This is a genomic window from Brevundimonas sp. KH_058 (genome assembly GCF_057838505.1).
Window position 1 is genome coordinate 1,503,573 of the sequence record NZ_CM174469.1, and the last position, 14,902, is coordinate 1,518,474.

The 14,902-nt window shown below is 67.3% G+C and carries 10 protein-coding genes; 3 read left to right on the forward strand and 7 right to left on the reverse strand.

Annotated elements, in window-relative coordinates; genetic code table 11:
- Positions 1-19: 19 nt before the first annotated feature.
- From AC3ISA_RS07190 to AC3ISA_RS07205, 4 genes are read right to left on the reverse strand one after another with little or no spacing between them, the layout of a single operon-like run.
- Positions 20-1,045, reverse strand: a complete 1,026-nt coding sequence (locus AC3ISA_RS07190) for a DUF2891 domain-containing protein (protein ID WP_489179915.1) — start codon at positions 1,043-1,045, stop codon at positions 20-22.
- A gap of 2 nt (positions 1,046-1,047) precedes the next feature.
- Entirely contained in the window at positions 1,048-2,013 is a 966-nt protein-coding gene (locus AC3ISA_RS07195) for a DUF979 domain-containing protein (RefSeq protein WP_489179916.1), read from the reverse strand.
- Positions 2,010-2,744, reverse strand: coding sequence for a DUF969 domain-containing protein (locus tag AC3ISA_RS07200; protein WP_489179917.1), 735 nt, complete (start codon positions 2,742-2,744; stop codon positions 2,010-2,012). Before AC3ISA_RS07200 ends, AC3ISA_RS07195 begins: the two co-directional genes overlap by 4 nt.
- A 53-nt stretch (positions 2,745-2,797) precedes the next feature.
- The gene (locus AC3ISA_RS07205; RefSeq protein ID WP_489179918.1) at positions 2,798-6,391 is read right to left on the reverse strand and encodes a hydantoinase B/oxoprolinase family protein; all 3,594 of its coding nucleotides are present in this window, start codon (positions 6,389-6,391) and stop codon (positions 2,798-2,800) included.
- A 368-nt stretch (positions 6,392-6,759) separates the two neighbouring features.
- Here AC3ISA_RS07205 and kdgD point away from each other — a divergent pair, with 368 nt between their 5' ends.
- From kdgD to AC3ISA_RS07220, 3 genes are all read left to right on the forward strand, one after another.
- The gene (gene kdgD / locus AC3ISA_RS07210) at positions 6,760-7,704 is read left to right on the forward strand and encodes a 5-dehydro-4-deoxyglucarate dehydratase (RefSeq protein WP_489179919.1); all 945 of its coding nucleotides are present in this window, start codon (positions 6,760-6,762) and stop codon (positions 7,702-7,704) included.
- 187 nt (positions 7,705-7,891) lie between these two features.
- Complete coding sequence (locus tag AC3ISA_RS07215; protein WP_489179920.1) at positions 7,892-8,791, forward strand: LysR substrate-binding domain-containing protein; 900 nt, start codon at positions 7,892-7,894, stop codon at positions 8,789-8,791.
- 10 nt (positions 8,792-8,801) lie between these two features.
- On the forward strand, positions 8,802-10,373 hold the full coding sequence (locus AC3ISA_RS07220) for a carboxylesterase/lipase family protein (RefSeq protein ID WP_489179921.1): 1,572 nt from the start codon (positions 8,802-8,804) through the stop codon (positions 10,371-10,373).
- Here the strand turns inward: AC3ISA_RS07220 and AC3ISA_RS07225 are convergent.
- Genes AC3ISA_RS07225 through AC3ISA_RS07235 form a run of 3 tightly spaced genes read right to left on the reverse strand, consistent with a single transcriptional unit; the run spans position 10,370 to position 14,798 of the window.
- On the reverse strand, positions 10,370-11,575 hold the full coding sequence (locus AC3ISA_RS07225) for an SGNH/GDSL hydrolase family protein (protein WP_489179922.1): 1,206 nt from the start codon (positions 11,573-11,575) through the stop codon (positions 10,370-10,372). The two genes, AC3ISA_RS07220 and AC3ISA_RS07225, sit on opposite strands and share 4 nt — an antisense overlap.
- A gap of 11 nt (positions 11,576-11,586) precedes the next feature.
- Positions 11,587-13,434 (reverse strand): DUF8034 domain-containing protein, encoded by a 1,848-nt coding sequence (locus AC3ISA_RS07230; RefSeq protein WP_489179923.1) that lies wholly within the window; start codon positions 13,432-13,434, stop codon positions 11,587-11,589.
- Positions 13,434-14,798, reverse strand: a complete 1,365-nt coding sequence (locus tag AC3ISA_RS07235; RefSeq protein ID WP_489179924.1) for an MFS transporter — start codon at positions 14,796-14,798, stop codon at positions 13,434-13,436. The genes AC3ISA_RS07230 and AC3ISA_RS07235 overlap by 1 nt, the downstream gene beginning before the upstream one ends.
- Between the last annotated feature and the right edge of the window lie 104 nt (positions 14,799-14,902).

Sequence of the window (14,902 nt, forward strand, 5' to 3'; positions counted from 1 at the left end):
CAGCCCACCAAAGACCTGTTCAGCCTTCGATGAACCTTGGCTCATGCAGCGCAAGCAGGGCGAAGCTGGCCAGCCAGTGCTCGCCCATATAGTCGCCGGTGACGTGGGGCAGGGCGGCGTCGAGGTGGCGCTGGGCGGCGGCCGTGGCGACGGCTTTCAGCGGTTCGGATGCGGGGAGAGCTGCCGCGATGGCGCGCCAGCACCAGCCCCGACTCAGGTTCAGGCCGTCCAGATGGGCGATCTTGCCGTCGGTGCGGTCGCTGACGCGCGCGGGCGACAGCAGGGTGGCGGGTTCGCCCTCGGCGAGGCGGGGCAGGAAGGCGTCGAACCAGATGCGATAATTAGCGGCGGGCAGGACGCGCCGCATCAGTTCAGCCTCCATCAGGGCCGGGGACAGGAACTCGTCCTGCGACGGTTCCCAGGCCTGACAGTCCCGGTCGTTCGCGTGCCAGCGCAGGGCGGCGTCGCGACAGGCGGCGGCCAGATCGGCGTCGTGGACGTCGGCGTAGTCCAGCGTCAGGCGCAGGGCGAAGGCGGTGTTGTAATGGGTTCCGACCCGCACCGGATAGTCGGCCAGAGGCAGGAAGGCCTTGAACCGGTCGGCGAAGAGCTGGGCGAGCGGTTGAAGGGTTTCGAACCAGCGGCGGCCTTCGTCGGTGTCGTGGCGGGCCAGTTCTGCGGTCAGCATCAGCAGCCAGGCCCAGCCGTAGGGGCGCTCGAACCCGCGCGCCTCGGGACGGGCGAGATAGGCCGCTTCGCCGGCGACGTTCTGGGTCGTGAACAGGGCGTCGGCGGTAGCGCGGACGGCCTCGGCCTCGGCCATCTCGGGATGCAGGCGATAGAGGGTGAACAGGGTCCACCAGCCGTGGACGCACGAATGCCAGTCGAAGCTGCCGAAGAAGATCGGATGCATGTCGCGCGGGGTGCGGGCGTCCTGCGGTCCGGTCAGCACATGCATGATGTGGTTGGGATACTCCCGCATGACGTGCCCCAGGACGGCAGCGGCGAACCGGGTGGCGAGGGCTGCGTCGAGGCTTTGCGTCATGATCAGAACCGGAAGGCGAGGAAATACATCAGCAGCATATTGGCCACGAGCATGATCGCCGCCGTGGGCAGCTGGGCGCGGATGACCCCGTTCAGGGGCGAGTTGCGGTCGGGCAGCTCCAGCAGGTTGGCGGGCACGACGTTGAAGTTGGCGGCCATCGGCGTCATCAGAGTTCCGCAGAAAACGGCCAGCATGCCGATGGCGCAGACGATGGAGGGATCGCCGCCGAACTGATGCACCACGATGGGCAGGCCGATGGCGGCCGTCATCACGGGGAAGGCGGCGAAGGCGTTGCCCATGATGATGGTGAACAAAGCCATGCCCGCGCAATAGGCGAAGACGGCGAGGAAGGCCGAGGTCATGGGAATGATCTGGGCCACCAGATCGCCCACCACCTGGCCCACGTCAGCCGCGAGGAAAACCGCGCCGAGCGAAGCCAGCATCTGCGGCAGCAGAGCGGCCCAGCCGATGGAGTCCATCAGGCGACGCCCCTCCTGAACCGGGGCCATGACCGGCGGTCGGAACCAGATCATGGCGACGACCAGCGCCACGACGCAGCCCAGGCCCAGCGAGATCAGGGTCGTCTGCACGGGCGAGATCAGCCAGGCGCCGGCCGGGGTGTATTTGGCCAGCAGCGTGCCGCCGACCGCGACCAGGGGCACCATCAGCGCAGGCACGAACAGGGCGTTGCGCCAGCGTGAGGCGCCGGCCTGACGCTGCTCGCCGGTCGTCGTGACGGGCTTGCCGACGCCCAGCTTGCCCACCGCGCCGATCACGACCAGGGCGATGACCAGCAGGCCATTGCCGAAACCGCCCAGCGACGAGCCGAACAGCAGGGAGACAGCGATCAGGCCCCAGAACAGGGCGCTGCGGAACCGGGTCGGGTTCAGCGGATCGCGCAGGCTGAGGATCGAGAAGGCCGCGAACATCAGGCCCGTCGCCACATAGGCGTGTTCCAGCGTGATCATCGACCGGCCTCCGCGTCCTCGACGACGTCGGGCACGGCCATGTCTCGCCTGACCTGACGGTCGAACATCAGCAGGCGCGCGCCGTGCACCAGCAAGGCGACGACGGCGGTGGGGATAGCCCACAGCGAGACGTGCAGGGCCTCGACCCGCACCCCGGCCTGTTCCAGGAAGCCGACGATCAGGACGATGGAGCCGATGGCGATGAAGATGTCCTCGCCGAAGAACAGGCCGATATTGTCGGTTCCGGCCGCCATGCCGCGAATGCGGAACCGGGCCTTGTTCGTCAGGGGGCCATGTTCGGTCTCGGCCGCACCCTCGGCCATCGGCGCGATCAGGGGACGCACCATCTGTGGATGACCGCCCAGCGAGGTGAGCCCCAGAGCCGAGGTCGCCTGGCGCACGATCAGATAGATCAGCATCAGACGACCAGCCGTTGCGGCCTTGACCTGGGTCACCAGATCTCGCGCCCGCTCCTGAAGGCCGGCGTGTTCCAGAAGGCCGATGACCGGCAGAACCAGCCAGGTGATGTGGAAATAGCGGTTGTCGTTGAAGGCCTGGCCGAACCGGCTGATGGTGTCGATCCCCGCCGTCAGCAGGGTGCTTGCATCGACGCCGGGTCCGACCGCCGCCAGCACCCCGGTCGTGATCGCCGCGACCAGTATGACCACCAACGGATTGATCCGGGCGACGAAGCCCACGACCACGACCGCGATCCCGATAAGCACCAGCATGGTTCATCCCCCTCGATACGAAGGATCGCGCGGTTCGACCGACTGCGGAAGCCTCATTCGCCGAAGCCCCCGCCGCCGGGCGTCTCGATGACGAAGACATCGCCGGGCGTCATCGCCACCTCCGCTGTCGAGTCCAAGGGTTCGACTGTTCCGTCCGCCCGTTCGATACGGTTCACGCCCGTCGCGCCCGTCTCGCCGCCCTCGGCGCCGAACGGCGGGACACGGCGGCGGTTGGACAGTATGGCGGCGGTCATCGGCTCCAGGAACCGCACCCGTCGCACGGCGCCGTCGCCGCCTGTCCAGCGACCCGCGCCGCCGGAGCCTCGGCGGATCGAGAATTCTTCCAGCAGGACGGGGAAGCGGGTTTCCAGCACCTCGGGATCCGTCAGACGGCTGTTGGTCATATGGGTCTGGACCGCACTGGTCCCGTCGAAGCCCGGCCCGGCGCCGGATCCGCCGGCGATGGTCTCGTAATACTGACGCGCGTCGTCGCCGAAGGTGAAGTTGTTCATCGTCCCCTGGCTTGCAGCCAGCACGCCCAGGGCGCCGTACAGGGTGTCCACGACGGCCTGGCTGGTCTCGACATTGCCGGCGACCACTGCGGCCGGGTAGCGGGGGTTCAGCATCGATCCCTCCGGCACGATCAGTTCGATCGGTTTCAGGCATCCCTCGTTCAGCGGAATAGCGTCGTCGACCAGGGTGCGGAAGACATAGAGGGTCGCGGCCCGCGTGATCGACAGCGGCGCATTGAAGTTGGTGGGTCGCTGTTCGCTGGTGCCGGTGAAGTCGACGACGGCGCTGCGCCCCTCAGTGTCCACGTCGATGCGGACGCGAATGACGGCGCCGTCGTCCATTTCGTAAGCGAAGACGCCGGGTTTCAGGGCGGCGATGGCGCGTCGGACGGCCTCTTCGGCATTGTCCTGGATGTGGCCCATGTAGGCGGTGACCACGGGGCGGCCGAACTCGGCGGTCATGTGGACCAGTTCGTCGGCGCCGCGCGTGCAGGAGGCGATCTGGGCCTTCAGGTCGGCCATGTTCTGATCGACGTTGCGCGACGGATGACGGCCCGAGGCGAACAGGGCGCGGGTCTCGGCGTCGCGTAGACGGCCGGCGTCCACCAGCAGGAAGTCGTCGATCAGCACGCCCTCGTCATCCACCGTGCGCGACGAGGCGGGCATTGAGCCCGGCGTCGTTCCGCCCACGTCGGCATGGTGGCCGCGCGCGGCGACGAAGAAGGACGGCGCGTCGTCCGTCTCCAGGAACACCGGCATTATGACGGTGATGTCGGGCAGGTGGGTGCCCCCGTTATAGGGCGCGTTCAGCATATAGACGTCGCCACGGTTCATGCCGCCGCCGCCGCGTGATGCGATCACCGTGCGGATGCTTTCGCCCATCGATCCCAGGTGGACCGGGATATGCGGGGCGTTGGCGATCAGGGCGCCGGTCACGTCGAAGACGGCGCAGGAGAAGTCCAGCCGCTCCTTGATATTCACCGAATAGGCGGTGGCGCGCAGGGCCTCGCCCATCTGTTCGGCGCAGGCCATGAAGCGACTGTTGAACACCTCCAGCATGATCGGATCGACATCCGTGCCGATGGCCGTGCGGGCGGGCAGGGCGACGACCCGCTCCAGCAGCAGATTGGCTTGGGCGTCGACCGTCGCGCGCCAGCCGGGCTCGACGACGGTGGTGCCGGTGTCTTCCAGCAGGATGGCCGGACCGTCGATGGCCAAGCCGGGCGCCAGGGCGTCACGGCGATGGACGGGGGTCTGGTGGTCCTGCCCGGCCATGCGGACAGTCGGTTCGGCGATGGTCTCCAGCGATCCGGTCACGCTGGTCGGGGTCGGCGTTGACGGCGCCTGGTCCGAATGGCCGACGGCTTCGACCTCCAGCGTCTCGACGACAAGCGCCTTGTCTTCGGCGAAGAAGCCGAAGCGGCGGCGGTGCATCTCTTCAAACGCCTCGGCCATCGCATCGGCGGGGCCGAAAGGGACGACCAGAGGTGTGTCGGAGCCAGCGAATTTGATTTCGGCCCGCGCGACTGTGGAGACGGCGTCGGCCGCGAAACCCTGGACTTCAAGATCGGCTCGCGCGGCAGTCGAAAGCGCGGCGATCCTGTCGGCCAAGGCCTTGTCGCGTGTGGCGGCCAGCGGTGTCGCCTCGGTCGCCTGGCGGATGGCCCGCACCTCGGCGAGCCCCATGCCATAGGCCGACAAAACACCCGCGAACGGATGCAGCAACACCTTGGTCATGCCCAGGGCGTCGGCGACCAGACAGGCGTGCTGCCCGCCCGCGCCGCCGAAACAGTTCAGCACGTAGCGGGTTACGTCATAACCGCGCTGGATCGAGATCGAACGGATCGCCTCGGCCATGTTCTGGACGGCGATGGTGACGAAGCCTTCGGCCAGTTCGCCCGGCGTTGTCGCGCGTCCAGTCGCGTCTTCGACCTCGGTCGCCAAAGCCTCGAACCGGTCGCGCACGGCCTCGGCGTCCAGCGATTGGTCGGCATCGGGACCGAAGACGGCCGGAAAGAAGTCGGGGCTCAGCTTGCCCAGCATCACGTTGCAATCGGTCACCGTCAGGGGTCCGCCGCGCCGATAGGCGGCAGGACCCGGCACCGCGCCGGCCGATTCAGGCCCGACCCTCAGGCGACCGCCCTCGAACCGGCAGATCGAGCCGCCTCCTGCGGCCACCGTGTGGATGCTCAGCATCGGCGCCCGCAACCGCACGCCTGCGACCACGGCGTCAGACGTCCGCTCATAGTCGCCGGCGAAATGGGACACGTCGGTCGATGTGCCGCCCATGTCGAAGCCGATGGCCCGGTCGAACCCGGCGGCTTTCGCCGTCTGGGCCATCGCCACCACGCCCCCCGCCGGTCCCGACAGGATGGCGTCCTTGCCGCGGAATGCGTCGGCCGCCGTCAGCCCGCCCGAAGACTGCATGAACTGAAGCGGCGTCGCCTCGCCCAGGTCGGCGCCGACCCGCTCCACATAGGCGCGCAGGATCGGCGACAGATAGGCGTCGGCCACGGTGGTGTCGCCGCGCCCGATCAGCTTGATCAGCGCCCCGACCTCGTGACTGACCGAAACCTGTTCGAACCCGACCTCGCGTGCGATCTCCGCCAAGCGTGTCTCATGACCGGTGAAGCGCCAGCCGTGAACCAGGACGATGGCCACGGCCCGGAGCCCAGATGCATGGGCGGCCGCCAGATCGGCGCGGGCCCTGTCCTCATCCAGCGGCCGATCGACGGCGCCGTCCGCCATCACGCGCTCATCGATCTCGACCACGCGATCATAAAGCTGATCGTTCAACACGATGTTGCGTACGAACAGTTCGGGCCGCGCCTGCCACCCGATGCGCAGCGCGTCGCCAAATCCCGCCGTGATCGCCAGCAACGTCGGCTCGCCCTTGCGCTCCAGCAGGGCGTTCGTCGCTACCGTCGTGCCCATGCGCACGTCCTCGACCAGGCCCGCCATGAGCGGTCCAGACCGGGCGCCCAGGATGCGGCGGATACCTTCCACCGCCGCGTCGGCATACTGCTCAGGATTGACCGACAGCAGCTTGCGGGTCTGCAACATGCCGTCCGGCGCACGGGCGATCACGTCGGTGAAGGTGCCGCCCCGATCGATCCAGAATCTCCAATCCGCCATTTCCGCCTCCATCCGTGCAGCCTTCTTAGCGTGATTTGGTCACCGGGCTCAGGATGTTGCCCGCGCCCGCCGAAATCCCCTCCGGGCCAATCCATTGCGAAATTTCTAGCCTGCCGGTCCTGTCCTGCGATGATGCAGGGGAGCCAGGAAGTCCGGCTCACGACCAGATTGCCAATCCGGCATGGATCGGTGCGTCGCTCGCATCGATCCCATTCGACGGGGTGATATGGCCGATCCAGACAAAAGCCGCATCGGTCGATAGCGGCTTTGGCTTAGACCCGGCGCGGACTGCTGGATACCGTTCGATCAAGGCGAGCAGACAAAACGCCGCAGGGGCGGCTTTGCGCCGTGAGACCACAGGAATTCCCATGTCCAGAATGACTCCGACCGAGATGGCCGGCACGATCGGCGGCGGCCTGCTGTCGTTCCCGGTCACCCATTTCGATTCCGAAGGCCGCTTCAACGAGGCCGGCTATCGCGAACATTGCGGCTGGATGCTGCAGCATGATCTGGCCGGCCTGTTCGCCGCCGGCGGAACGGGCGAGTTCTTCTCGCTGACGCCGGGCGAGGTCGAGGCCGTGGTCAAGGCTGCGGTGGCCGAGACGGCCGGGAAGACCCCGGTGATCGCGGGCGCAGGCTATGGCACCGCCATCGCCGTCGAGATGGCGAAGTCGGCCGAGGCGGCGGGCGCAGACGGCATCCTGCTTTTGCCGCCCTATCTGATGTTCCCCGGCCAGGAAGGTCTGGCTGCGCACGTCGAGGCGGTGTGCAAGGCCACCAGCCTGGGCGTCATCGTCTACAACCGAGACAACGCCGTGCTGAAGGCCGAGACGCTTGAGACGCTGTGCGAGCGCAATCCGAATCTGGTCGGGTTCAAGGACGGCGTCGGCGACATCGAACTGATGATGCAGGTCTATGCCCGGATGGGCGATCGCCTGACCTATGTCGGCGGCCTGCCGACGGCCGAGACCTTTGCACCCGCCTATCTGGAGATGGGCGTCACCACCTATTCGTCGGCCGTGTTCAACTTCGTGCCGGACTTCGCGCTCAGCTTCTACAAGGCGGTGCGAGAGCGCGATCACGAGACCATCATGGCGGGCCTGCGCGACTTCGTGCTTCCCTACGTCGCCCTGCGCAACAAGGGCAAGGGCTATGCCGTCTCCATCGTCAAGGCGGGCATGACCGCCATCGGCCGCAGCGCCGGGCCGGTTCGCACGCCGCTGACCGACCTGAACGACGCCGAGTTCGAGGAGCTGAAGGCCCTGATCGCCCGGGTGCAGCCCGCGGCGGTCAAGCTGGCGGCGAACGGCTGAACCGTGACCTGTCCCCCTCGGATCGAAGCGACTAAAGCGAAATCGGCTGAGTTGGACGCAGTCCAACTCAGCTCAGATTTCGCTCCAGAATGACCTGGAGCCTGATTCACGGCATCAGCGGAATCGCGAAGCGATTCCACTTCAGCCGATCAGGCTCTAGGCTGGTCGGTTCGAGGGAGGCGTGACCATGTTCGAACTGAGCCAGCTCCGGTGCTTCGTCGCTGTGGCCGAGGAACTGCATTTCGGCCGGGCGGCGACGCGCCTGAACATGACCCAGCCGCCGTTGAGCCGGCAGGTGCAACTGCTGGAGCGGATACTGGGCGTGGTCCTGCTGGATCGCACCAGCCGCTCGGTGCGGCTGACGCCCGCCGGTCGGGGCTTCCTTATCGAGGCGCGGCGGATCCTGCGTCTGGCCGAGACGGCGGCCCTGGCGACGCGGCGGATCGCCAGCGGCGATGCGGGGCGGGTGGCGATCGGCTTCACGGCGGCGTCGGGTTACAGCTTCCTGCCCAAGCTGGTGGAGCTGGGCCGGACCAAACTGCCCAATGTCGATCTGGCCTTGCGCGAGATGGTGACCGGCGAACAGATCGAGGCCCTGCTGACCGGGCGGATCGATCTGGGCCTGATCCGACCGCCGTTGAACCGGCCCGAGTTCGACAAGTTGCGGGTCATGACCGAGCCCTTGCTGGCGGCCCTGCCGACCGGCGATCCGCGCCTGGCCAAGGCGGTGATCGACCTGTCGGATTTCGACGGCCTGCCCATGGTCATGTATGCCCCCGAGGGGGCCGGTTATTTCTACGGCATGTTGAGCGGCCTGTTCGACGAGGCGGGGGTGTCGCCGCAGTTCGTGCAGCATATGAGCCAGATCCATTCGATCCTGGCTCTGGTCCATGCGCGGATCGGGGCGGCCGTGGTGCCGGAAGCGGCGACGCGGCTGCATTTCGACGGGGTCGAGTTCCGCCCCCTGAACATCACCCCGGCCCAGCCGGTGGAGCTGTTTGTGGCCTGGCGCCGAGACAACGACAATCCCAGCCTGAAGCCCTTCCTGGCCCTGATTGAGGCTCAGGTGGAGGGCGCTGCCTCCTAAGGAGACGCCCATGGTCGAGCATACGCGACGGACGGTCTGCGCCCTGGGCGGCGGGGTCGCGCTGGCGGCAATGGCCGGAGGGGTGAATTCCGAGAGTGCGGCGCCGGTGGCGATGACGCGTCACGGTCGGGTGCGCGGTTCTCTGGATCGGGACATCAAGGTCTTCAAGGGCGTCCGCTATGGGGCGGATACGTCGGCGCGACGGTTCCAGCCGCCGGTCGCGCCCCAGGCCTGGCGCGGGATCGCCGAGGCGACGACCTATGGCAACGCCTCGCCCCAGAAGAGCGATGAGGCGGACCAGGACGAGGACTGCCTGTTCCTGAATGTCTGGACGCCGGGCCTGGCGGACGGGGCGGCCCGGCCGGTCATGGTCTATGTCCACGGCGGGGCCCACGCCAATGGTTCGGGGTCCAGTCCGCTGTATGACGGCGCAGCCCTGTGCCGACGCGGCGACGTGGTGGTGGTGACGCTCAATCACCGGCTGAACGTGTTCGGCTACAACGGCCTGGGCCAGTTGTTGGGCGGGGCCTACGCGGCCTCGGGCAGCGTCGGAAACCTGGACCTGATCCTGGCGCTGGAGTGGGTGCGGGACAATATCGCGAACTTCGGCGGCGATCCGGCGAACGTGACGGTCTTCGGCCAGTCGGGCGGCGGGGCCAAGCTGGTGACGCTGATGGCCATGCCGCGTGCGGCCGGTCTTTATCACCGCGTCATCACCATGAGCGGTCAGCATGTGACGGCTATGGGTCCGCAGCACGCGGAACTGCGGATGCGCGCCTTTCTGGATCATCTGGGCCTGACGCCGGAACGGGCGGGCGAGCTGGCGAACCTGCCGGCGGCGCGACTGGTCGAGGCGTTGCGGATGGCCGATCCGATCGAGAAGGGCGGAATCTATTTCCACTCGGTGATGGATCACGCGGCCTTGCCGCGTCATCCGTTCGTGCCCGACGCGCCGCGCGAGAGCGGCCATATCCCGATGATCGTCGGCAACACCCATGACGAGGCGCGGGCCTTCACGGCGGGGGACGAGCGCAACTTCCACCTGACCTGGGATACGGTGGCGGCCAAGCTGGCGCCCGAGTTCGTGGTCGATCTGAACGCGCAATATGTGGTCGACTGGTATCGTCAGCGGTTCCCGCAAATGTCGCCCAGCGACGTCTTCTTCGCGGCCGCGACCTGTGGCCGGTCGCGGCCGGGTCATCTGATCCAGGCCGAGGAACGGGCCAAGCTGAATGGGCCGACGTGGATGTATCAGCTGGACTTCGGCTCGCCGGTCGAGCCGCGACTGGGCGCCTTCCACAGCTTCGACATCGCCCTGGCCTTCGACAACTGCGACAAACCGGGCTCGAAGACGGGGACGGGCGCGCAGTCGCTGAAGGTGGCTGCGGCGATGAGCGAGACCTTCATCGCCTTCGCCCGGACGGGCGATCCGAACAACGCGGCCATCCCAGCCTGGGGGCGTTATACTCTGCCGGAGCGGGCGACGATGATCTTCGATGTGGACAGCCGGATCGAGAACGACCCTCGCGCCGATGAGCGCCGCCTTTTCCAGACCGCGTCCTTCTTGAAACAGGGAACCTAGTCGCAGGCGTCCAGCGGAACGGCGTCGGCCATGGCCTGATAGCCGGCGTCGGACGGATGGAGCCAGTCGCCGCTGTGATAGGCGGGCAGCAGTTTCGACAGCGACGAGGGATCGCGCAGGACGGCGTCGAAGTCGACGACGCGGTCGATCTCGCTGCTATTGCGAAGCCAGGCGTTGACGGCCTGACGGATCGTCTCGCCCTCCGGCGTGAAATAGTTGGCGCTTTCGAACGGGGGGATGGTCGCCAGCACGACTGTGAAGCCGGCGGCGTGGGCGCGGGCGATGACCTGGCGATAGCCGGCAATCAGGTCGTCGGCCGTGATCGCCTGATGGGCGTAGGCCGGACGGGCGGGACGGCCGATGTCGTTGATGCCTTCCAGCAGGATGAGGCAACGACCGCCCGAGGCGATCAGGGCATCCGCGTCCAGCCGTTCAAGGCCGGACGGGCCGGAGCCCTGGTTCAGCAGGCGATTGCCGCCGATGCCGGCGTTGATTACGGCCCAGGGTCGGCCCGCCGCGAGCAATCGCGCCGCCAGGCGTTCGGGCCAGCCGCCGGGGCCGGAGGGCAGACTGCCCGTGCCCTCGGTGATCGAGTCTCCGAAGGCGACGATGACGCCGGCCGGGGCGGTGGTCTCGACCTCTATGCCGGATAGAAGAGCGCCGAGGCGAAGGGGCGCGCTCTCGATTCCATCGGCGGTGCGCACCGTTTGGCGGACCCGGTGGGTCGGCAGTGTCGTCGCCTGGGGATAGGCGATGGCGACGGCGATCTCGTCGAGGGCCGAGACAGGCAGGGCGACGGGATCGGACAGCCAGGCCGCGCCGGGCGGCAGGGTGACGCCGGTCGCGCCGCCGAAGGTCACGGCGACCGTGTGTCCGTCATGGCCGGCGGTCACGCTGCCGACCACGACGGGCTGGTCGCCATGGGTGTTGGAGAGGCGCAACCGGATGCGGTCGCCGGTGGCGGTGACGAGCGCGGTCTGGGTCAGGGTGACGGCTTCGACCTGTGACGGTCCCAATGGACCGCGCGGATCGTTGGGATTGGGCGCGGACGCAGGGCCGCGTGGTCCGGCGTCGTTCGACGGCGCATAGGCATAGGCTGCGACCCAGCGCGGCGTGTCGGGCGTCTGGGCGAGGCCCGGCGTCGCCAGCAGGGACAGGGCGAAAACGGCTGCGGCCTTCATGGAAATCACAACGCCGCTCATCGCTGCGACCCCTACCGATCCCAGGGGAATTTCAGCGTCGGCGTGTTGACGTAACGATCCATCGTCAGCACCAGCCGCGCGCCAGAGCCCGGCGCAAGGCGCAGTGTGAAGGTCGCGTCGTTCACCTCGCGCCGTGTGTCGCCGACGGCGACCGAGCGAATGCGGTGCTCTCCATATCCGCCGCCCTGGACCACGACTGTGCGCGACTGGGTCGGGCTGAGGTTGACCAGGGTGACGGCGGTCTCGGTCGCGGTCATCCGATCGATCAGGGCAGCTGTGTCCTGGGGCAGGCCGGCGCGGCGGGCGTCGGCGTCGAAATAGCGGAGCCGCGCGTACAGGGGCGAACCGCCGGCGTTGGCGCTGGTCGGGGACCAGGTCGGGCGGGCGATGTGGAGCGCGCCCATGGTCTGCTGCATAAGGGCGGTGACGGCGGCCGGGTTCTGGTCCAGCACGGCGTCGGCCAGACGCGTGTCGGGCGTGGTGGTGTCCTCCCGCTGAGCCTTGGCCCGTTCGGCGACCTTGGCCATGTCGGCGGCCAGGGCCTTTTCCGGCCAGGCGGCGTCTCGGCCTTCCAGCCAGGCGATCCATGGATGGTCGGGCGCGCGACGGCGGTCGGCTTCCTTCATCGAGAACCACCAGATGTCGTGGACATTGGCCTGGTGCAGCCCGTCCTTCCAGCCGTACCAGCCGTCCGCGCCATACATTGTCGGGGTCTGGACCTTGCCATCAACCGTGCGTTTCTGGGCGTTGATACGGTCGGCCTGGGCGCGCCATGTCTGCAGATATTTGTCGTCGCCGGTCAGCAGATAGGCGTTGAAGAAGCCGATGGCGGTACGCGGCACGCGGTTCCGGTTCTCGCGCTCGCCGTTGACCGGATTGACCGGGCTGAAGCCCCATCCATAGGTCCCGCCCCACCATTTGCCATCGGCGGCCGACCCGATCACCCCATCCAGCCCGACGTTGGACGGCAGGATGTCGTCGTTGGCCCTGGCCCGTTCCGCCCAGGCGTCGACATAGGTCAGCAGCCAGTCGCGATACTTGGTCTCGTGCCCCAGCATGAAGGCGTTCAGGGCCAGGGTGGTCGAGAAGAGGTTCAGCGGATGGTCGCCGACGACGTCGGTGTATTCCTCGTAGTGCTGGAGGGTTTCCTCGTAGGTGTCCTCGCCGTGCTCCATGTGGAAGCCGGTGGTGTCGAACGGGTCACCGGCCCAGTCCAGGGCCGTGGCCTTGCGCAGCATCGGACCGCGCGAGCCGTTCATCAGGCTGCGGATCACCTTGTGTTCGGGGTCGTAGTTCGGGGCGCTGGGATCCTCGCCCATATAGAGGCCGGCGAAGCGGCGGGTGCGGGCGTTCAAGCGCGGATCGTTCGGATCGGACAGGCCCTGGACGTTGAACATCGTCATCTCTTCGGCATGGTGCTGCCAGTCGAGTTGGACGTTGAACTCCTTGTAGAACATGCCGCCGCGCGCGATTTCGACATCGGTGGTCTTCGCCTGGGTGAACTGGCGCAGGTGCCCTTCCCAAGCCTGGGTGTACATCGTCTTGACGATGTCCGGTCCGCCGAGCGCGTGCAGCAGGGGCCAGTCGTTGACGTTCTCGATCGTGTCATCGGGACCGTCGTTGGCGCCCCAGCGCTCGAAATGCAGGAAGTAGCCCCGCGCGTCGAAATAGCGGGCGTAGAAGACCTCGCACGCCTCGGCCTGGGTTCGGATCAACTCGCGCTGCATCAAGGCCCAGGTCGGGGCCGCCATCGGAGAGGCGATCTCGACCGGCGCGGCGAAAGCGGAGGCCGGCTTCAGCGCCAGCCCCAGGGCCGCTAGGGACGCGCCGGCGAGGATGGTCCTGCGGGTCGCTCGCATCAGGCCTTGGCCTCGTCGGCCTTCAGGGTCAGGCGTTCGATCTTGCCGGTGATCAGGAAGTAGGCGGCGATGACCAGCACGCAGTGCAGACCGACGAACCACAATGCGCCGTCGAACGAGCCAGTGGCGGCGACGATATAGCCGATGACGATGGGGGTCACGATGCCGGCCGTATTGCCGAAGGTGTTGAAGATGCCGCCGGTGACGCCGACGAACTCGCGCGGCGAGGTGTCGGACACCACGGCCCAGCCCAGCGAGGCGATGCCCTTGCCGAAGAAGGCCACGGCCATGACGACGACGATCAGGGCCGAGTTGTCGATATAGGCGCAGGCGATGATCAGGGCCGACAGGACCATGCCGATCAGCAGCGGCGTCTTGCGCGCGATGGTCAGGGAGCCGGTCTTCTTCAGCAGGGCGTCGGAAATCACGCCGCCCAGAACCCCGCCGACGAAGCCGAACAGGGCCGGGGCGGCGGCGGCGAAGCCGGCCTCCATGATGTTCAGGCCGCGCTCCTTGACCAGATAAATCGGGAACCAGGTCACGAAGAAGTAGGTCAGGACGTTGATGCCGTACTGGCCGATGAAAACCCCGATCAACATCCGGCTGCCCAGCACCTGTTTGACGTTGTTCCAGGTAAAGCCGGCCGACTTGGTCAGGGTCTTGTTCTCCATGTTGATCAGGCCGCCGCCGGCCGCGATGTAGTCCAGCTCGGCCTGATTGACGCCGGGATGCCGGTCCGGGCTGTGGACCAGCTTCCAGAAGACGAAGGCCGCGACGATGCCCAGGCCGCCCATGACAAAGAAGACCGAGTGCCAGTCGAAGCTGTGCACCAGCCAGCCCATGAAGGGGGCGAAGACCACCAGAGAGAAATACTGGGCCGAGTTGAAGATAGCCGAGGCGGTGCCGCGCTCGTTGCCGGGGAACCAGGCGGCGACCAGCCGGGCGTTGCCTGGGAAGGAAGGGCTCTCGGCCAGGCCTACCATGAAGCGCATGGCGAACAGGCCGATGAAGATCATGCCGCCCGCCAGGAAACCGGAGAAGCCCTGGAACAGGGTGAACAGCGACCACAGGGCGATGGCCAGGGTGTAGATCAGCTTGGTGCCGAACCGGTCCAGCAGGGCGCCGCCGGGGATCTGCCCCAGCACATAGGCCCAGGCGAAGGCGGACAGGATGTAGCCCATCTGGATCGCATCCAGCCCCAAGTCCTTGGAGGCGGCGTCGCCGGCGATGGAGAAGGTCGAACGGTCCGCATAGTTGATCGTCGTCAGCAGGAAGATCAGCAGCAGGATCATGAACCGGACACGGGTCCGGCGGCCTGTCGGCGCGGCGGCATCGCCGGTATGGGGGGCTTCCTGGGCGGTCATTCGACGCGTTTCCTCGATCTGTGGAGACCAGACCGGGGTCGCATTCGCCGCGGGCCGCCTCATCCCTATGGTCACGCTTCTTTTGAGCGCATTGAATCCGACGA

Excerpts from the sequence above, each read along its gene's own strand:
- AC3ISA_RS07190 (WP_489179915.1), bottom strand. The coding sequence starts at position 1,045 with ATGACGCAAAGCCTCGACGCAGCCCTCGCCACCCGGTTCGCCGCTGCC.
- AC3ISA_RS07230 (WP_489179923.1), bottom strand. The coding sequence starts at position 13,434 with ATGCGAGCGACCCGCAGGACCATCCTCGCCGGCGCGTCCCTAGCGGCC.
- AC3ISA_RS07235 (WP_489179924.1), bottom strand. The coding sequence starts at position 14,798 with ATGACCGCCCAGGAAGCCCCCCATACCGGCGATGCCGCCGCGCCGACA.
- AC3ISA_RS07215 (WP_489179920.1), top strand. The coding sequence starts at position 7,892 with ATGTTCGAACTGAGCCAGCTCCGGTGCTTCGTCGCTGTGGCCGAGGAA.
- kdgD (WP_489179919.1), top strand. The coding sequence starts at position 6,760 with ATGTCCAGAATGACTCCGACCGAGATGGCCGGCACGATCGGCGGCGGC.
- AC3ISA_RS07205 (WP_489179918.1), bottom strand. The coding sequence starts at position 6,391 with ATGGCGGATTGGAGATTCTGGATCGATCGGGGCGGCACCTTCACCGAC.
- AC3ISA_RS07220 (WP_489179921.1), top strand. The coding sequence starts at position 8,802 with ATGGTCGAGCATACGCGACGGACGGTCTGCGCCCTGGGCGGCGGGGTC.
- AC3ISA_RS07225 (WP_489179922.1), bottom strand. The coding sequence starts at position 11,575 with ATGAGCGGCGTTGTGATTTCCATGAAGGCCGCAGCCGTTTTCGCCCTG.
- AC3ISA_RS07195 (WP_489179916.1), bottom strand. The coding sequence starts at position 2,013 with ATGATCACGCTGGAACACGCCTATGTGGCGACGGGCCTGATGTTCGCG.
- AC3ISA_RS07200 (WP_489179917.1), bottom strand. The coding sequence starts at position 2,744 with ATGCTGGTGCTTATCGGGATCGCGGTCGTGGTCGTGGGCTTCGTCGCC.